General features: G+C 62.7%; 23 protein-coding genes and 1 pseudogene. 6 read left to right on the top strand and 18 right to left on the bottom strand.

Annotation, left to right across the window (positions count from 1 at the left end; all coding sequences use genetic code 11):
• Positions 1–41: 41 nt before the first annotated feature.
• The 12 genes from P0D96_RS39050 to P0D96_RS38995 form a co-directional block, all read right to left on the bottom strand.
• Positions 42–377, bottom strand: coding sequence for a hypothetical protein (locus P0D96_RS39050; protein ID WP_408292492.1), 336 nt, complete (start codon positions 375–377; stop codon positions 42–44).
• A 179-nt stretch (positions 378–556) separates the two neighbouring features.
• Positions 557–1,402: a F0F1 ATP synthase subunit gamma gene (locus tag P0D96_RS39045; protein ID WP_408292494.1), complete on the bottom strand. Its 846-nt coding sequence runs from the start codon at positions 1,400–1,402 to the stop codon at positions 557–559.
• Complete coding sequence (locus tag P0D96_RS39040; RefSeq protein WP_408292496.1) at positions 1,399–2,976, bottom strand: F0F1 ATP synthase subunit alpha; 1,578 nt, start codon at positions 2,974–2,976, stop codon at positions 1,399–1,401. The genes P0D96_RS39045 and P0D96_RS39040 overlap by 4 nt, the downstream gene beginning before the upstream one ends.
• Positions 2,954–3,703 (bottom strand): F0F1 ATP synthase subunit delta, encoded by a 750-nt coding sequence (locus P0D96_RS39035; protein WP_408319149.1) that lies wholly within the window; start codon positions 3,701–3,703, stop codon positions 2,954–2,956. The genes P0D96_RS39040 and P0D96_RS39035 overlap by 23 nt, the downstream gene beginning before the upstream one ends.
• 9 nt (positions 3,704–3,712) lie before the next feature.
• Complete coding sequence (locus tag P0D96_RS39030) at positions 3,713–3,961, bottom strand: F0F1 ATP synthase subunit C (protein WP_054037454.1); 249 nt, start codon at positions 3,959–3,961, stop codon at positions 3,713–3,715.
• On the bottom strand, positions 3,958–4,656 hold the full coding sequence (locus P0D96_RS39025) for a F0F1 ATP synthase subunit A (protein ID WP_408319147.1): 699 nt from the start codon (positions 4,654–4,656) through the stop codon (positions 3,958–3,960). Before P0D96_RS39025 ends, P0D96_RS39030 begins: the two co-directional genes overlap by 4 nt.
• A complete protein-coding gene (locus P0D96_RS39020; RefSeq protein WP_408295683.1) occupies positions 4,653–4,934 on the bottom strand; it encodes an N-ATPase subunit AtpR in 282 nt (93 codons plus the stop codon). Before P0D96_RS39020 ends, P0D96_RS39025 begins: the two co-directional genes overlap by 4 nt.
• On the bottom strand, positions 4,927–5,241 hold the full coding sequence (locus P0D96_RS39015) for an AtpZ/AtpI family protein (protein WP_408295680.1): 315 nt from the start codon (positions 5,239–5,241) through the stop codon (positions 4,927–4,929). Before P0D96_RS39015 ends, P0D96_RS39020 begins: the two co-directional genes overlap by 8 nt.
• Positions 5,238–5,696 carry a F0F1 ATP synthase subunit epsilon gene (locus P0D96_RS39010; protein ID WP_408319145.1) on the bottom strand — a complete coding sequence of 153 codons (459 nt, stop codon included), beginning with the start codon at positions 5,694–5,696 and terminating at the stop codon, positions 5,238–5,240. Before P0D96_RS39010 ends, P0D96_RS39015 begins: the two co-directional genes overlap by 4 nt.
• The gene (gene atpD / locus P0D96_RS39005; RefSeq protein ID WP_408319143.1) at positions 5,693–7,186 is read right to left on the bottom strand and encodes a F0F1 ATP synthase subunit beta; all 1,494 of its coding nucleotides are present in this window, start codon (positions 7,184–7,186) and stop codon (positions 5,693–5,695) included. Before atpD ends, P0D96_RS39010 begins: the two co-directional genes overlap by 4 nt.
• A gap of 133 nt (positions 7,187–7,319) precedes the next feature.
• Positions 7,320–7,757, bottom strand: a complete 438-nt coding sequence (locus P0D96_RS39000) for a hypothetical protein (protein WP_408295671.1) — start codon at positions 7,755–7,757, stop codon at positions 7,320–7,322.
• Between the two features lie 22 nt (positions 7,758–7,779).
• Positions 7,780–8,292 carry a flavodoxin family protein gene (locus tag P0D96_RS38995; RefSeq protein ID WP_408319141.1) on the bottom strand — a complete coding sequence of 171 codons (513 nt, stop codon included), beginning with the start codon at positions 8,290–8,292 and terminating at the stop codon, positions 7,780–7,782.
• Positions 8,293–8,597: 305 nt separating this feature from the next.
• Here P0D96_RS38995 and P0D96_RS38990 point away from each other — a divergent pair, with 305 nt between their 5' ends.
• A complete protein-coding gene (locus P0D96_RS38990) occupies positions 8,598–8,837 on the top strand; it encodes a hypothetical protein (RefSeq protein WP_408319139.1) in 240 nt (79 codons plus the stop codon).
• 101 nt (positions 8,838–8,938) lie between these two features.
• Positions 8,939–9,313: pseudogene (locus tag P0D96_RS38985) on the top strand (universal stress protein); the annotation flags it as partial.
• 90 nt (positions 9,314–9,403) lie between these two features.
• Here the strand turns inward: P0D96_RS38985 and P0D96_RS38980 are convergent.
• Together P0D96_RS38980 and P0D96_RS38975 are read right to left on the bottom strand one after the other, a co-directional pair.
• On the bottom strand, positions 9,404–9,880 hold the full coding sequence (locus P0D96_RS38980) for a universal stress protein (protein WP_408319137.1): 477 nt from the start codon (positions 9,878–9,880) through the stop codon (positions 9,404–9,406).
• Positions 9,881–10,068: 188 nt separating this feature from the next.
• Positions 10,069–10,374 carry a hypothetical protein gene (locus P0D96_RS38975; protein WP_408319135.1) on the bottom strand — a complete coding sequence of 102 codons (306 nt, stop codon included), beginning with the start codon at positions 10,372–10,374 and terminating at the stop codon, positions 10,069–10,071.
• A 27-nt stretch (positions 10,375–10,401) separates the two neighbouring features.
• Here P0D96_RS38975 and P0D96_RS38970 point away from each other — a divergent pair, with 27 nt between their 5' ends.
• Together P0D96_RS38970 and P0D96_RS38965 are read left to right on the top strand one after the other, a co-directional pair.
• Complete coding sequence (locus P0D96_RS38970; RefSeq protein WP_408319133.1) at positions 10,402–11,184, top strand: helix-turn-helix domain-containing protein; 783 nt, start codon at positions 10,402–10,404, stop codon at positions 11,182–11,184.
• 92 nt (positions 11,185–11,276) lie between these two features.
• Positions 11,277–12,308, top strand: a complete 1,032-nt coding sequence (locus tag P0D96_RS38965; protein WP_408319131.1) for an Acg family FMN-binding oxidoreductase — start codon at positions 11,277–11,279, stop codon at positions 12,306–12,308.
• Positions 12,309–12,587: 279 nt separating this feature from the next.
• Here P0D96_RS38965 and P0D96_RS38960 read toward each other — a convergent pair whose 3' ends face one another.
• Complete coding sequence (locus P0D96_RS38960; protein ID WP_408294512.1) at positions 12,588–12,767, bottom strand: DUF2964 family protein; 180 nt, start codon at positions 12,765–12,767, stop codon at positions 12,588–12,590.
• 353 nt (positions 12,768–13,120) lie between these two features.
• On the opposite strand from P0D96_RS38960, the gene P0D96_RS38955 reads away from it, so the two are divergent.
• Positions 13,121–13,390, top strand: coding sequence for a hypothetical protein (locus tag P0D96_RS38955; protein ID WP_408319129.1), 270 nt, complete (start codon positions 13,121–13,123; stop codon positions 13,388–13,390).
• 5 nt (positions 13,391–13,395) lie between these two features.
• Positions 13,396–14,064 (top strand): hypothetical protein, encoded by a 669-nt coding sequence (locus P0D96_RS38950; protein WP_408319175.1) that lies wholly within the window; start codon positions 13,396–13,398, stop codon positions 14,062–14,064.
• 25 nt (positions 14,065–14,089) lie between these two features.
• On the opposite strand, the gene P0D96_RS38945 is transcribed toward P0D96_RS38950, so the two are convergent.
• Genes P0D96_RS38945 through P0D96_RS38935 form a run of 3 tightly spaced genes read right to left on the bottom strand, consistent with a single transcriptional unit; the run spans position 14,090 to position 15,291 of the window.
• A complete protein-coding gene (locus P0D96_RS38945; RefSeq protein WP_408294507.1) occupies positions 14,090–14,365 on the bottom strand; it encodes a hypothetical protein in 276 nt (91 codons plus the stop codon).
• A 39-nt stretch (positions 14,366–14,404) separates the two neighbouring features.
• Positions 14,405–14,560: a hypothetical protein gene (locus P0D96_RS38940; RefSeq protein ID WP_408319127.1), complete on the bottom strand. Its 156-nt coding sequence runs from the start codon at positions 14,558–14,560 to the stop codon at positions 14,405–14,407.
• Between the two features lie 41 nt (positions 14,561–14,601).
• Complete coding sequence (locus P0D96_RS38935; protein WP_408294501.1) at positions 14,602–15,291, bottom strand: CBS domain-containing protein; 690 nt, start codon at positions 15,289–15,291, stop codon at positions 14,602–14,604.
• Positions 15,292–15,395 lie beyond the last annotated feature (104 nt).

Genomic DNA, 15,395 nt, shown 5'->3' with positions numbered 1-15,395 from the left:
CGAAAGACAAGGCGGGCTGCCCGACTTCGGTATCGAGCGGGTCAGGGCCGCGTACGAGCCGGAGTCCCATTGAGCTTCTGTTCGGCGAAATCGAATGCAGCCTTGATCGCCGCATTGGCGCTGGTGTTGAGGCAATGTCTGACCGGGACCAGTTCGCCATCGCGCATGATCAGGTCGAGCCGGGCGTCGAACAGCGGTGTGGGCGCTTCACCGGCATAGGCGCCGTTCCGGTAGCCATCCGCCGTCACGTGGATGGATTCAACCGCGAGGTGGCAGCCCGCAATGGACTTGCCGAAACGTTCCAGACGAATCAATTGCGACGCCGCCTCGGCTTCGATCTGCGACGTGCCCGCGAAACCGAGATAGACGATTTGCATGCCAACTCCCATTTGCCTTCTCCCTGGCGTAACACCTTGTCGCGCAACTTGCTGCGAAATCGTCTGCCGCGGCCGCATCGCTGGCATCGCGATATGAAAACACTGCCCGGACGTTTAGATCATCGGCGCGAACAGCTTGAGCTAATTGACTTGCGTCAAGACATCAACTACGCGTCCGCTCAAACGGCAGTCTCGGCACTCGCCGCTAATTCCACGATGTCAGCCGTGATTTCGTCCTGGCGGACCTGCCGGTACCGTTGCGTCAGTTCATCGAGCGTGTCCCTCACGTTGGCGCGCGCAGCCATCATCGCGCGCACGCGCGCTTCGTTTTCGGCGGCGAACGAGAGCATCAGCGCCTCGCACAGCTCCACATAGACATAGGCTTCGACCAACCCGGCGAGCAGCCGCTCGGCCGGCAACGTGAGCAACGGCGGCTGGCTGCGCCGCACCGCCTGGAAACGCGAAAAATCAAACGGAATCAGGCGATGCTCGACGATCTCGCCATGCGCCGCGATGCCGGGCACCGCGTGAATGACCGACACCTTCGTAGCCGTCTGAGGCTCGAGACGTTGATAGAGCGCATCGGTGATACGGTTGGCCAGTGTGGCCACGTCGTCGGCATGGGACGCGGCCGGCGAACTCCATGCAAACGTGAGGTGACGTTCATTGGCGGCGATCTGGCCACGCGTTCCCACGAGCAGAACTTCGCTGTGCGCCGACGCAAGTCGGAACAGCGTGTGGTCGAGGATCTCTTCATTGAACGCGCCAACGAACCCCTGCTCCGCGCAGAGCACGATGAAGATCTGCGCGCCGTGATCCGGTGCACGCTCAGGCACTCCGCCGCCGTGAGCGAGTACGGCGCCAATCGCGGCGCCCACTGTCGACGCCGAAGAACGGATGCCGGGCAGCCGCTTCTGGGCTTCCCGCGAGCGAGCCGCGGCAATCCCACGCATAGCGCCGATGACGGCGTCGAGCTGGCGGGCGGTGACGCTGCGTGATTCGATTTCGGAGAGTTGGCCGCTCATGTCGGATTCCCGGTTCCGGAGGGCCCACCGGCGACCGGTGGCGTCATCTGTTGAACGAGCTCGCGAACCGTGACGACCAGTACAGCCTGGAGTGCTGCGTCAAACGGTGCGGACGATGAACGCGCGCGAGCCTGCGCCAGTTCCGATTGCACGCGCGGGCCCTGCAGTCGCGCGGCTAGTTGCGTTCGCACTTCAGCGATGATCGTGGCAGGCGCGGCGTCGAACACGCCTGCCGCGAGTGCCGTAAGCAGCGCGATCTCGTCGAGCGTGCGCAAGGCGCTGAAACGCGGCTGGGCAATCAGTGCGCGGATACGTTCGCCACGAGCGATCTTGCCGGCGACACGCGCGTCGGTCAGACCGCCAAAGCGGCTGAACATCTCGAGCTCGAGAAACTGCGCGTAATCGAGCCGCAGACGCCCCGATACGTCCCGCAGCGCCGGGTGCTGCGCCTTGCCGCCGACCCGGCTCACACTCAAGCCCACGTCGACGGCCGGGCGCTGGTTCGCCGCGAATAGCGCGGCATTCAGCACGATCTGCCCATCGGTAATGGAAATCAGGTTGGTCGGGATATAAGCGGACAGGTTGCCCATATCCGTTTCCGCGATCGGCAGCGCCGTCAGGGAGCCGCCGCCGAGTTTGGCCGACAGCCTGGCCGCCCGTTCGAGCAGGCGGGCGTGTACGTAAAAGATGTCGCCGGGATAGGCCTCGCGTCCCGGCGGTTCGCGCGTCAGCAGCGCCAGTTCGCGGTGGGTGGCGGCATGTTTGGTGAGGTCGTCGATAACGACCAGCGCGTGTTGTCCGCGGTCGCGAAAGTACTCGGCTATGGTGAAGCCCGCGAACGGCGCGATCCACTGCAACCCGGGCGCGGACGATGCGCCGGCGACCACGAAGATGCAGCGTTCGGGCGCGCCGTATTGGCGCACGGATTCGATCACTCGCTGCACGGCGGTCGTACGCTGGCCGATGGCGATGTACACGCAGATCATGTCCGACTGCTTCTGATTGACGATGGTATCGATGGCCAGCGCGGTTTTCCCGGTGGCGCGATCGCCGATAATCAGTTCCCGCTGGCCGCGGCCGATCGCGAACAACGCGTCGACGAGCAGCACGCCGGTTTCGACTGGCTCGCTGACCAGGTCGCGTTCGATGATCGCAGGCGCGGGCCGCTCAGCCGGCATGCGTCGCGCGGCCACGACCGGCTCGTCACGGTCGAGCGGCCGTCCGAGCGGGTCAATCACGCGGCCCAGCAGCCCCTCGCCAACCGGCACTTCAAGCACAGCGCCGGTACGGGTCACGCGAGTCCCTGCTTCGACTGCGCTGCCGTCGTCCAGCAGCACGACGCTGATTAGGTCCGTGTCCAACGTGTGCGCGAAGCCCGTCGCGCCGCTTTCGAAATGCAGCAGTTCGTTGAGGGCCGCATCAGGCAGCCCGGAGACAAAGGCGATGCCGTCCCCGAACCGTTCGACGCGCCCGAGCGTCTGCGCATGGGGCGCCACCGCCGTGCGGGTCAGCGTAGTGCGCTGTTCCGTCAGCCAGGGATCGTCGGCCATGTCAGCCGGGCGCATGGTCGCCATCCAGCAACGCCGTTCTGATTCGCGCGAGATCGGCCCCGAGACTGTTGCACACCACCGCATGGTCGGCCCGCAGTTCCAGCCCGGCAATGAGGAGAGGATCGACCTCGATCTGTAGCGACACAGGTCGCTCCAGGCTGGCCGCGAGCACCTCGCGGCAACGCTCCTGCCCCGGCTGCGTCAGTGCGCGCGGCGCGAAGACCTTGAGCGCGGTGCCGTTCGCACCGAGCTGTGCGCGAACCGCTTCGGGCAGCTGCACAATGCCTTCGGCGAGACCCTCGATGAATCCGCTCACGCGCGCACTTTCGGGCAGCCTGGCGAGCAACTTCGCCGCGATATCGACGGCCAGCTGCGTAGCCCGCCGCGCCACCAGTTTGTCCTGCTCGACGCGCGCCGCCCCGGCCTGGGCGATGCTTGTCGAGCGCACCTTGTCCGCCTCGCTTTGCGCGGCGCACAGTAGTGCCGCTTTCTGCGCCTCCGCCTCCACCGCGATTGCCTTCAAGGCGTCGCCGCGCGCGGCGGTGAGCTGCTGCGTTTCGCGAGCCGCGGTGTCGCGTTCCAGAACCGCCGCCCGCTTTGCCGCTTCGGCATCCGCTATCAGTGACTGAGCCGCCTTCTGACGCTCGGCGATGATCCTCGCTACCGGACGGAACAGGAAACGCGCCAGCAGCCAGATGAGGACCAGGGCATTGATCGTCTGCAGCGCGAGCGTCGACCAGTCGATTCGCATGACCGGCGCCTACTTGACGAACGGATTGGCGAACAGCAGCAACAAGGCGATGACGAGGCAATAGATCGCCATCGTCTCGATCATGGCCAGCCCGACGAACAGGGTGCGCGAAACGGTGCCAGCCGAATCCGGCTGCCGCGCGATCGCGTCCATTGCGGCCGCGACGGCGCGGCCTTCGGCCAGTGCCGGCCCGATCGCGCCGAACGACACAGCAAGCGCGGCGGCGGCGATGCTGACGACTTCAATGAGGTTATTCATGAGGTGTTGCCCTGTTCGACGCCGACGGGATCATGGGTATCGCTGATCGCTGCACCGATGAACACCATCGACAGCACCGCGAAAATGTAGGCTTGTACGGCGCCGGTGAGCAGATCCAGCGCCATCAAAGGAATCGGGACGAGCAGGCCCGCGAGGGAAAGGATGATGCCGATCACGAACACGCCGCTCATCACATTCCCGAACAGGCGCACTACGAGGGAAAACGTTCGCGTGATCTGCTCGACGACGTTCAACGGAATCATCACCCAACTCGGCTCGGCGAAGGCCGCAAAATAGCCCGCGGTGCCGCGCGTGCGTATGCCGTAGAAGATTGTGGCGCCCAGTACGATCAGCGCGAGCGCGGCGTCCGTTTCGAGGTGCGCGGTGGGTGGCGTCACGCCCGGCACCAGTGCGGACCAGTTGGCGATCAGCACGAACAGGAACAGCGTGCCGATCAACGCGCGATACCTGGCGGGACTCGTCTGCATGGTGTCGCGGATCTGCTGATCTATAGTGTCGACCAGCAGTTCCAGCACCGTTTGCGTCTTGCCAGGCGTGAGCGAGAGGTTGCGGCACAGCAAGGCGGACAACGCGGTCATCAACGTCATCAGTGCCCAGGTTGTAAGTACCGGCCCGGTGATGGAGAATACACCGACCTGCAGGAGCGGCGCGGTTGCCAGTGGTGAAGCGGTCATGGCCGGCCTCCGTGACGACGCATTGCGATTGCGCGCGCGAGCAGAATGCCTGCCATGCCCGTCAGCAGCGCCAGTGCGCCGAAATGCGCGAGCGTCAGCAGCAACGCACCTGTGAGCGCGAAACGGGCAAGCTGAAGCGCCAGCGCGGCTGCCGCGCGGCCTTCGGCAAACAGCGGGCCGTTCCAGCGCAGCGACATGAAATGCCATGCGCCCGCTAACGTGCCGACCGCGAGTCCAAGCGCGGCCTGCGCGACGATCGACGACGGTGCGCTATTCATGGTGCCCTCCTTGCTGCCGGTGCATCCATTTCCAAGCCGACCAGAAGCCGACTACGGCGCCGAGCATCAGAAGCGGTGCCGAAAAGAACACCCGCGTGCCGAAGGTTCGGTCCAGCCAGTGTCCGAGCGCGAGTCCCATCAGCGTCGGCAGGACGATCGCCCAACCGAGGATGCCAATCTGTCCGAGCCTGCTGCCGAGCGATGGCTCGGGTTCCGCCCGGCCGCGCGAATCACGCTCGGCGGCCTCGCGCGCTGCGCCGGCCATCCTGTCGTGCGGGTCGTGCTCATCGGTAGGGTGCGGGTTCATCGCAGATGCGCTCCCATGCCGGATCCATCGGCACCATCGATGCCCGGGCGCGGGCGCAGATAGCTCAGCATCTGACGCACTGCGCGCGCATGCAATCGCAATTGCTCGACACGGGCGCGGCGTGCCGCGTCGTCTTCATCGGCATGACGGCTGCGCACGCCGGCTTCCAGACTGTCCAGCGAATCACCGGGAATCGCCTCGCGGCAGGCGATCGACACCTGAACGCCGCCCGATACCAACAGCACGCCGCCGTCCACTGCGCAGTAATGGGTGACGCCGTCCGCACAGGTCCAGCGCACCACCGACGGCGTCAGCAGCGTCACGAGGTCGGCATGTCCGGCGCGGATGCCGAACGAGCCGCTTTCGTCCTGCGCGCGCAGGGAAACGATCTCGACGGCGTCGAACCACAGCGTCGAAGGCGTCGCGACGGTCAGTGTCAAAGGCGCGCGGCTCATGGCACCTGCTCCACGGCACGCGCGCTGGCGTCCGGTGCGACGGCGTCCTGTGCGGCGGCCGCCGCTTCCTTGCGGCGACCCTCGTCGAGTATGCCGATCATGTAGAGCGAGCTTTCCTGCCACGTATCGCACTCGCCGGCGAGGATCGCCTTGCAGCCGGCAATCGTGTCGGCGATCGCCACGGAACGGCCCGCTTCACCCGTGAAGGCTTCGGTGACAGCGAAAGGCTGGGTCAGAAAACGCTGCAGGCGCCGCGCACGCCCTACGAGCACGCGGTCGTCGGCGCCCAGTTCCTCGATACCAAGCAAGGAGATGACGTCCTGCAACTCGCGGTAGTGCTCTATGATCCGGCGCACCTCGATCGCAACCGCCGCGTGTTCCTCACCGACTACGAGCGGGTCGAGCAGGATCGATGAAGATGCGATCGGATCGATGGCGGGGTACATCCCCTCCCCGGCCATCGCGCGGGACAGCACGACCATGCTGTCGATGTGCGCTGCGATCGCGGTCACCGCCGGGTCGGTGAAATCGTCGGCGGGCACGTAGACGGCCTCGATTGCAGTGACCGACACGTCGCCAACCGAAACAATACGTTCCTGCAGACTCGCGACTTCGCTCGCCAGCGTAGGCTGATAACCGACTCTTGAAGGCATGCGCCCCAGCAGGCCCGACACCTCGGCACCCGCCTGCACGAAGCGAAACACGTTATCCATCAGCAGCAGCACATTCTGGCGGCGTTCGTCGCGGAAATACTCGGCGATCGTCAACGCCGTAAACGGTACACGCCAGCGTGCGCCGGGTGGTTCATTCATCTGGCCATATACCAGCACCGTGCGCGCCAGGACGCCAGACGTGCGCATGTCGAGCAACATCTCGTGCCCCTCGCGCGAGCGTTCTCCGACCCCGGCGAACACCGAAATGCCCTGATAGCGCTCGACCATTGCATGGATCAACTCCATGACCAGCACCGTCTTGCCGACGCCCGCTCCGCCGAACATTGCCGCCTTGCCACCCTGGGCGAGCGGCGCGAGCAGATCGATCACCTTGATGCCGGTGGAGAATAGCGTCGTCGAGCCCGTCTGCGCGGCGAGCGGCGGCGCAGCGCGATGAATCGGACGGCGCTCTATAAGCGCGGGAAGTGCGGGACCGTCGTCACGAGTCGCGCCCGTCACGTCGAGGAGCCTCCCGAGCACCGCCTCGCCGACCGGCGCCGCAATGGGACCGCCACAGGCTTGCACGCGCGCGCCACGCCGCAATCCCGCCGTCGCTTGCAACGCTAGCGCGCGCACCGTGGTTTCGCTCAGGTGTGTCTGCACTTCGGCGAGCACCGGCGCGAGATCGTCCGACAGGATGAGTAGTGCGTCTTCGATGGGAGGAAGCGGACCATCCGCAAACCTGACGTCGACGACCGCGCCCCGCACTGCGACGACGCAGCCGTCGTTTGCAGTCGACTGTCCTGCTGATGGATCTGCTTCTGGATGAGTCGACATAGGGATCCCGTAGCAGGTTCGAACAGTCGCAAGGTAACGCCGCGATCGGCCCGGAAAAATGACCTTTGTCAAACGTATCGCAGTTGATAACTTGCGATCCGCAGGCAGGAGGCTGGGCCGTCCTTGCCCATCGTCACGACGCGCCGACGAATGCGCGGAAATTCATTTCCACCGCACGGATCTGCTCGGCGCAACTTCTGTACAGCCAGCCCGGGTTGCCATCTGCCCGATACATACCCCGGCACAAACCCTTGAGGCTGATCGTCGAGGCTCCTCTTTCGTCGGTCGTCCGCGTCGCCCACACATAGACGGCGCCAAACATGTGTGGCTCGGCCGTTTCGATCACCGTTTCGTCGGCGTGGCGAATCGGCGTCACCGAGCGCAGTGCAACATACGTCCTGGTCAGGGTCCAAAGACGATCGCAATCTGCGCGCGTGGAACATTCCACCGACGCATGGGCGCGCGCTTCGTCGAGCTGAATTTCCGTATCGCGAAGCGCGGCAACGCGTGCCTCGGTGGTGCACGCCGCGAGTCCGGCGATCAGAAGGGCGAGGATCAATCTATTTTCCATGTCCGCTCATTCCCCCGACGAATCAACACGCCCATTCGAGATTTCGCGATTTGGCGATGTGCCGCTTGAGGTCACTGACAAACACGGCAAGGGCAGCGTGCACACCGTGAAGCGCCTCGCTCGCAATGACCTTGCATTCGGCGGCGGCTGGCTTGCCCACAATCTGCTGCATCTCACGCAGCGCTTTGTCAGCGCCCCGCCCGCCGAAGCTGCAAAAGAACGCCACCTGCGGCAACCGCGCTCGATTCTCCATGAGGTAAGAACGCAACGGGGCCGACACCGAACCCGCCCACACTGGCGAGCCGATGACAACGAGATCGTACGCCGAGACATCCCGCCCCGCCGGTACGATTTCAACGTGCCGCTTGCGGATCGCATCGACTAGCGAGCGCAGATAGCCGCCGGGTCCTTCGCGATTGCTGCAGTCGCAGATCTCCTCGAGATCGGCGTCCAGCATCCCTGCAAGTGCCGACGCAAGCGAACGCGTGGTGTCGGTGCGCGAGTAATACACGACAAGAACGTTAGCTTCGGACATTTTGATCTCCGTACCACGTGCCGTTATGCGTTCACATGCGGGATCCGCAGTACCTGTCCCGAGCATAGGCGTGGCTAGGAGAGTTCTCATGATCCATGTCAAGCATCGAACTCGACCGTCATTATTGCTCCATTGGCGTGTAGGGAATGCCTGACATGAGCGTAGGACGCCCTACGCGCAGCTCAGCGTCACCTGATTTCTATCCACCGTGCCCTGACCAATACTAACTTTCAGGACAGCAGCAATCGAAAGCCCTGCGACGCTCGCGATAAACGTGCCGAGGTTGACCTGTAAGGAGACCAGCCATGCCGAACGATACTTTATCCGTCCATGCCACTGCGCAGGCCGGACAAGCGCAGGACACACGCGATACCGCCAGCGAACTCGACGAAATTCTCGCGCTGGCCCGCGACTCCGGAATGCTGATCACGCTGGACGGGCAAATCGGGCGCGAGAAATACCAAAGCATCGCGGGCTCACTGCACGCCTTCAAACGCTTCGCTGAGGCGCTCTGCAACAACTTCGGTCAACGCGCGGCAACGTGACCAGCATGCGGCCTATTCACCAAAAGAGGTGAGGCATGAAGCTGACTTTTCTAGGCGCGGCAGAAACTGTCAGCGGCTCGAGGTATCTGCTGGAGGGAGCCGGCCTTCGGGTGCTGATCGCCTGGGACGGCAGCCGCGAAAGCGCCCGCGCCCTCACCGACGCGATGCAGGTTATCAAACATGCGAAGTTCGTCACCGTAGTGACCGTGGAAGCAGGGCCGACACACAGCGAACCTGCCGGCATCGACTTCGCCGCGTGGCTGGAACGGCACAACATTCAAGCGGGATTTGCGACCGCCCCCTGCGTGTCCGGCGTCTCCGCAGGTTCACTGCTACTGAATATGCTTACCGACCGCCATATCGACCTCGTGGTGATGGGCGCGTACGGCCATGCGCGCGTACAGGAACGACTTTTCGGCGGTGTGACACGAAGCATGCTTCAGTCGATGACGGTACCGGTGCTGATGTCGCATTGATCCGACGCCCGGGGACTCATGGGAGCACAGGGGTACGCGGAAAGAGCCCCTCGCGCAGTTTTGAAGCGCCTGCTTGCTGGGCGCTTCCCCTTAAAGGCTTGATGGGATCTCGTCGATCGCAAACTCGCGCCGAACCATGAGAACCGGTACTTTGGTACGGCGCAAGAGCGCTTCGGCCACGCTGCCCAGCAACAGGCGCCCGATTCCATGCCGGCCATGCGTGCCCATCACCACCAGATCGGCCTCGCACTCTTCGGCGGCACGGCAAAGCACACCGGCAATGTCCTCGCCATACGCATCGATGGTGCGCGTGAGGCCGCGCACCTTGCGCTGCTCGAACATCGCGCGCGCGTCTTCCAGCGTAGCCCTGGCAGCTTCCGCGTCGGCCGTCGTGCATGGCTGCGCATCGATAAGCCCGGTGCCGACATCGACCAGCCGCGCGGCATGTTCCGCTACGAACACCGCGGTCACGATCGCCTGCGCCGCTTCAGCGATTTTCAGTGCTTCTTCGAGCGCGAGCTGGGCCGCCTGACTGCCGTCGATTGCAACGAGAATCCGTTTGTACATGACTTTCTCCAAGAATTCGCCTCGCTGCAAATGGCTGCGGTCAGCAGGCGTTTCGTGCTTCAGTCTGCAGTTGCGCACCAAAACGCGCTTGACGAAGATCAAGCGCCGCAACCTGCCTCAACGTGATTGCAAGTCGACCGCGTTCCTCGCAACCTCCAGAACAAATGCTCAGTGAAATTGCCGATACGTTATGTGTCAGTAGCAAGACGGTGAGTACCTTTCAATTCCTGGATGCGCCAAAAAATCTCGCGTAGGAAATCCCCTACACGGCTTCGTGCTCGCCTACCTGAAGTTCGTTCCCCGCCGATATCAATTTGAGACAGCGCGACCGATACTTCAATCATGCATTCCAGCCACTCATCTTTGGCGACGGATGGCGGCACGCCCGGCCGCAGACTTGCCTCCCAAGCGTCGCGCGGTAGTTCTTCGACAAGACGAACGAATTTGATCTTGCCTGCAATACGATCAAACGCATTGCCCACGAGCTTTCGCACATGTCCTCTATTAGACAGGAACACACCATGTCCGACGTCGCTGAATACCCAGAAATCATGCCGATCGCGCGCGTCCCGCTGCATGTACTGAAGAATTCAGCGCCTGCAACGTCAGCCAGAGCCCGCACGGTTACCAACTGTTCCGCCTGTACGATGCACGCGCTCTGTATGCCGCAAGGCCTGACGCAGGCAGAAACAGACAGGATGGAAGCGCTGATTAGCACTTCGCGCACCATCAGAAGTGGAGAGTCACTTTATCGCGCCAACGACTCGTTCCAGAGCATCTACGCAGTGCGTGCCGGTTCATTCAAAACCATCGTCATGCATCGCGACGGGCGCGAACAGGTCACCGGCTTTAGTCTCGCTGGCGACGTGCTTGGCCTCGACGGTGTGTGCTCGGGAAGGCATAGTTGCGACGCCCTCGCCATTGAAGACAGCAAGGTCTGCATCATTGCCTTTCATCTGCTCGAAGCGATGTGCCGCGATGTGAAGACGATCCAGCAGCATGTGCATCGCCTGATGGGCGGCGAGATCGTCCGCGAGGCGACGCTCATGATGCTGCTCGGCACGATGTCCGCTGACCAGCGAGTCGCCGCATTTCTGCTGAATCTGTCGGGCAAGCTCAAGTCACGCGGCTACTCGCCGGCGGAATTTCATCTGCGGATGACGCGCGAGGAGATCGGCAGCTACCTCGGAATGAAACTCGAAACAGTCAGCCGGATGTTTTCCAGATTCCAGAAAGACGGGCTGGTGGATACGCACGGTAAGCAGATCAGGATTCTCGACATGGAAGGCCTCGCCCGTGTCTAGTTTGTGCCGCGGCTGAGATCGCGGGACGCGACAAGACTGCGCAAGATGGATTGACGAGACAGCACATCGAACACGCGCGAAGGAGACCCTGAATGAACGCAATTTCCCAACCAACGGCATGGTCCGTCGACCCCCGGCAGCTCGATGAGCATGCGAGTATCGAAGAAAAACTGCGCTTTGCGCTTCGCTATGCGGTGCTGGCGCCGTCCAACCACAATACGCAGCCTTGGCATTTCATCGTCGATGGCGACTGTTTGACGGTCTGTGCCGACCGCACGCGAGCGTTGCCCGTCGTCGATCCATTCGACCGCGAACTGATCATCAGCTGTGGCGCGGCACTGTTCAATCTGCGGGTTGCATTGAGCCGCTTCGGGCTGGCTTATGCGATCACGCCGTTTCCCGCGCCGGCCGACGTAGACGTGTTGGCGCATTTGCGCATTGTTCCCGAGGGCCACTGCGACAACAGCCTCATCCCGCTCTTCGACGCGATCCAGCAGCGCGTCACGACTCGCGACACCTTCGTCGACGAACCGGCGCCACCCGAATTCCAACGACGGCTCCTCGAGGCTGGGGCGGCGGAAGGCTGCGACATCGTCTGCGTCGAAAGCGCAGCTGGGCGCGAAGATCTCGCCGCGCTAATCGGGGAAGCCGATCAGACGCAATTCAAGGATCCGCGATTTCGCAGGGAGCTCGCCAGTTGGGTCCATCCTGGGCGCAACCAGGATGGCATGCCGGCGTTGTCGGCCGGCATGCGCGGCTTGCTCGATCTCGCGGTGCCGCTCGTCAGCTCGGTGATTCGCACGTTCGACCTAGGCGGTGGCGTGGCCGCGGCGCATCACGCACTGGCCATCGGCTCGCCGTTACTGTTGTGCATCACTACCGGAACCGACGACGCCCCCGCGTGGTTCACTGCCGGCCAGGCGCTCGAGCGGGTGCTGTTGACCGCCGCCGCCGCCGGCATGACGGCCTCCTATCTGAATCAGCCTATCGAATCGACGCCGCTGCGCGAGCGGCTGCGCGCCGTTCTCAATCTGGACGGCATGCCGCAACTGCTGATACGCGTCGGCCGCGGCGCACAGGCGCCCCATTCGCCACGGCGTCCGCTCGCCGACGTGATGTCGTAGCGCGTATACCCGCAGACCGCCAATCGCAGCTTTTGTCCCCGGCAAAAGGCATATGGCCGCTGCGCTCATGATCGGCTTGCCGCCGTTTTCGTGCAGGCTGCGCGCAGCCCGCTCGAGCGGATATCGTTGCGCAATGAACGCGCCACTTGCGTCGTCTTCGCATAACGTCCGCCAATTCACCAAAAGGCACTTTTCATAGTGGATTTTCACGCAGGGCGGCAAAAGCGCGGGCACTGACGTGGGGACGCCCCCCTTACCCGCGAGGAGCAAAGTGTCGTCTCAAGTCGTGGGCATCAGCAGAACAACGAAACTGGCGACGCCTAGAATCAGTGCCAACGCGCCATAGTCGATAAAAGCTTGACTGTCGAACAACAGGCCGCGGATAGTCGCTCCCATCCCTGCCAATGCCGTGAAAACGGCCGCCGCTGCCAGAATGATTCTGGGTTCTGCCCGGCCCATGATTCCTCCCCTGCCTCGATGCGCGTGATTCCCTACAGGTACGACATGCACGAGCCGTCAATGATCAGTTCACGATCGACGCAACGCAGGTATTGCGATTGATTTGCATCAAGCGCCGGCCCCTCTTCCCTCCCGCCCTTCCCGTCACTGATGTCGCGGCGATTGATCCCGGTCAACTCCTGCGGACACACAGCGCGCTTAATGGTTGGTGACGGTGTCGTTAGACCGTCGAGGACAGCCAGTTCGAAGACTGGCTGCATCCAATTGACAGGCCATTGCCCGCTACGAGGCTGGAACCGAAACTCGTCTCGCGTACCGACAGACACCCACCCATACCTCCTGGAGGTAACAGTATGAAACGAAGTATCCTGGTCCTATCAATCGCGCTGGCGACGCTCGGCACGACACCGGCGTGGGCTCAAAACGCGTCCGCGGCCGCCGCGCAAACCACGGAAAGCACCGACAGCATCGTCCAGATGAGGAGTGAGATCCGCGCCGCGAATTCCACATACAACGCAAGAGTGAAGGCAGCAAACAAAGTCCGCGATCAGGCGGTTGCCAAAGCGCGCGCTGAGCGCGACAAGGCCATCGATGCTGCGCGCTCGGGAAGCAGCACTAGTTGAGCGGCGTGTGGCCGGCTGTTGTAGTGTTTGTATGCAGCATCCGGCTGCTGTCCACGCAGCCCCAATCTCTTAACCGCAACGGAGTTCGTGTGGACAAGCGGATACAGCATATTTTGAATCAGATCAGCGCGCTCGAGTCGGAACTTCAGACCGAGTTGCATCAAAGGGAGACAAAGCTCTTTTATCGAATCACGGGCAAACGCGTTGAATTCGATGAAGCCGTTGGCAAGATTCACCGCGAGTCGAAAGCGGGCATCGTTCACTGGATTCTCGATAGCCGACCGCAAAATTCTTTCGCGGCACCGTTCGTCTACGTGCTCATTGTGCCCTTGGTGTTTCTCGAACTTTGCATCTCGATTTACCAGGCCCTCTGCTTTCCAATCTACCGCGTCGCTAAGGTCAAACGTGTCGACTACATCGTATTGGATCGCTCGCAACTCGGCCTTAACTTTATGGAGAAGTTTCACTTCGCGTACTGCGAATATGCGAATGGCCTCTTCGCATACGGTACAGAGATTGCCTCCCGCACGGAGCAGTACTGGTGCCCCATCAAGCACGCCCACAAAGTGCTCGGCACCCATGCAAGATACGAACGTTTCCTGGCCTATGGTGATGCGGAACAATATCAGGCGCGTCTGAAGCAGTTTCGCGAAGCGTTGCGCCAGCAGGAGTAATTGCGCGCTTATCTGTCGTCGATGTTTAAACCGCGCACAGGTGTCGCACCCGGTCGAATGGTGTCGGGCCATTCAGCCGTCGCAGTTGTGGTGTCGGCCAGCACGTCGCACAGCACGAGCGACTGGGTGGCCAGGCTGCCGAGCAGTTTGTCCGCGACATGCGCCGTGGCCGAACCACGCCAGCCGGTTGCGGCGGTGTGGAATCTCGCTGGAAATCAGACATAATCTCGAAGAACTGCTGGCTGTACGACAGCGCCTGGGCGAATCCCGCTGGCGCGAGCAAGGTCGACAGGCACAGCATCTCCGGCAGATTGCCCGCGACGCATGTGCGCGCAAGGCCCTACAGTGTCTCAACGAGGCCAAATAGGATTGCCTGAAGATTTGCCGCGGTCAGCCGTTCAAAAGCGTCGCAGCAAAGACTGGTGATGCCGAACAGTTGGTCGAAGGCACTGCGTTGCATACCGAGCCGTTCCGCGGGAATGGTCTGAGCCATCATGCCTCCAAGGCTTACGGCCGGCCTGTGCCGGCCGAAGTTTGCTAGATGCCCGGCATCACGGGATACGGCTCGGTGTGATCGGCCACGCGCTTGACACCAGGTATGTTTTGCGCGGCCACGCGAACCGCTTCGACGGTCTCCAGCGAATGGAATACGCCCCACAGATGCACGACGCCGTCGGCGACGACAATATTGCGCCCGGCGAAGCTCCATTTACGCCCCGCGAGTTCGCCCATTAACATCGCGCGAATCTCACCGTCAGAGAGCGACACATCCGACGCCGACTCCTCCGGCACGCTAGCGAGTGCCTGCACGACATTGGCGCGGCTCACGATACCCACGAGCCGTCCCGCTTCCGTGACGGGCACGCGTTTGATGCGCCGCGTCTCAAGAATGCTGGCCACTTCGCGAAGCGGCGTGTCGGGCTGAACGGACACCACCGCAGTGGTCATCACGTCGCGCACCTTTGCCGCATGGGTCTTGATGTAATCCCGTGCTTCGTGGCTCGCTGACCAGAAATCGAGCCAGGAGGCCCGTGGGCGCTCGTCGGTACCAATTTCGGTGCGGCGGAGCAAATCGCCTTCGCTGATCATGCCCGCGATCTGCCCGTCTGGATTGAGCACCGGCGCGCCGCTAATGCCGTTGCCGACAAAAATTCTGGCGACCTCTTGCACGGTCATCTCGGGTGTGACCGATATGACGTTACTGGTCATGACATCGGATACGCGCATGGTAAGCCCCCTGAACGGTTAGGATCCTTCAGTGTGTGGGGACGGCCCGTACCGGCCGTCTGTATCCGGCCATCGGCAAGCCCTCACGTGGTTTGAGATTAGGC

Origin of the sequence: Paraburkholderia sp. RL17-347-BIC-D, assembly GCF_046027915.1 — a bacterium.
Lineage (GTDB): Bacteria > Pseudomonadota > Gammaproteobacteria > Burkholderiales > Burkholderiaceae > Paraburkholderia.
This window is presented reverse-complemented; position numbering and strand designations above follow the sequence as displayed.

What these genes read in the sequence shown, in the direction of transcription:
- P0D96_RS38980 (WP_408319137.1), bottom strand. Translation starts at nt 9,880, where the DNA reads ATGTACAAACGGATTCTCGTTGCAATCGACGGCAGTCAGGCGGCCCAG.
- P0D96_RS38960 (WP_408294512.1), bottom strand. Translation starts at nt 12,767, where the DNA reads ATGGGCCGGGCAGAACCCAGAATCATTCTGGCAGCGGCGGCCGTTTTC.
- P0D96_RS39015 (WP_408295680.1), bottom strand. Translation starts at nt 5,241, where the DNA reads ATGAACCCGCACCCTACCGATGAGCACGACCCGCACGACAGGATGGCC.
- P0D96_RS39045 (WP_408292494.1), bottom strand. Translation starts at nt 1,402, where the DNA reads ATGAGCGGCCAACTCTCCGAAATCGAATCACGCAGCGTCACCGCCCGC.
- P0D96_RS38940 (WP_408319127.1), bottom strand. Translation starts at nt 14,560, where the DNA reads ATGATGGCTCAGACCATTCCCGCGGAACGGCTCGGTATGCAACGCAGT.
- P0D96_RS39020 (WP_408295683.1), bottom strand. Translation starts at nt 4,934, where the DNA reads ATGAATAGCGCACCGTCGTCGATCGTCGCGCAGGCCGCGCTTGGACTC.
- P0D96_RS38970 (WP_408319133.1), top strand. Translation starts at nt 10,402, where the DNA reads ATGTCCGACGTCGCTGAATACCCAGAAATCATGCCGATCGCGCGCGTC.
- P0D96_RS38995 (WP_408319141.1), bottom strand. Translation starts at nt 8,292, where the DNA reads ATGTCCGAAGCTAACGTTCTTGTCGTGTATTACTCGCGCACCGACACC.
- atpD (WP_408319143.1), bottom strand. Translation starts at nt 7,186, where the DNA reads ATGTCGACTCATCCAGAAGCAGATCCATCAGCAGGACAGTCGACTGCA.
- P0D96_RS38965 (WP_408319131.1), top strand. Translation starts at nt 11,277, where the DNA reads ATGAACGCAATTTCCCAACCAACGGCATGGTCCGTCGACCCCCGGCAG.
- P0D96_RS39025 (WP_408319147.1), bottom strand. Translation starts at nt 4,656, where the DNA reads ATGACCGCTTCACCACTGGCAACCGCGCCGCTCCTGCAGGTCGGTGTA.
- P0D96_RS39040 (WP_408292496.1), bottom strand. Translation starts at nt 2,976, where the DNA reads ATGGCGACCATGCGCCCGGCTGACATGGCCGACGATCCCTGGCTGACG.
- P0D96_RS39000 (WP_408295671.1), bottom strand. Translation starts at nt 7,757, where the DNA reads ATGGAAAATAGATTGATCCTCGCCCTTCTGATCGCCGGACTCGCGGCG.
- P0D96_RS39010 (WP_408319145.1), bottom strand. Translation starts at nt 5,696, where the DNA reads ATGAGCCGCGCGCCTTTGACACTGACCGTCGCGACGCCTTCGACGCTG.
- P0D96_RS39035 (WP_408319149.1), bottom strand. Translation starts at nt 3,703, where the DNA reads ATGCGAATCGACTGGTCGACGCTCGCGCTGCAGACGATCAATGCCCTG.
- P0D96_RS38990 (WP_408319139.1), top strand. Translation starts at nt 8,598, where the DNA reads ATGCCGAACGATACTTTATCCGTCCATGCCACTGCGCAGGCCGGACAA.
- P0D96_RS39050 (WP_408292492.1), bottom strand. Translation starts at nt 377, where the DNA reads ATGCAAATCGTCTATCTCGGTTTCGCGGGCACGTCGCAGATCGAAGCC.
- P0D96_RS39030 (WP_054037454.1), bottom strand. Translation starts at nt 3,961, where the DNA reads ATGAATAACCTCATTGAAGTCGTCAGCATCGCCGCCGCCGCGCTTGCT.
- P0D96_RS38955 (WP_408319129.1), top strand. Translation starts at nt 13,121, where the DNA reads ATGAAACGAAGTATCCTGGTCCTATCAATCGCGCTGGCGACGCTCGGC.
- P0D96_RS38935 (WP_408294501.1), bottom strand. Translation starts at nt 15,291, where the DNA reads ATGCGCGTATCCGATGTCATGACCAGTAACGTCATATCGGTCACACCC.
- P0D96_RS38945 (WP_408294507.1), bottom strand. Translation starts at nt 14,365, where the DNA reads ATGCTGTGCCTGTCGACCTTGCTCGCGCCAGCGGGATTCGCCCAGGCG.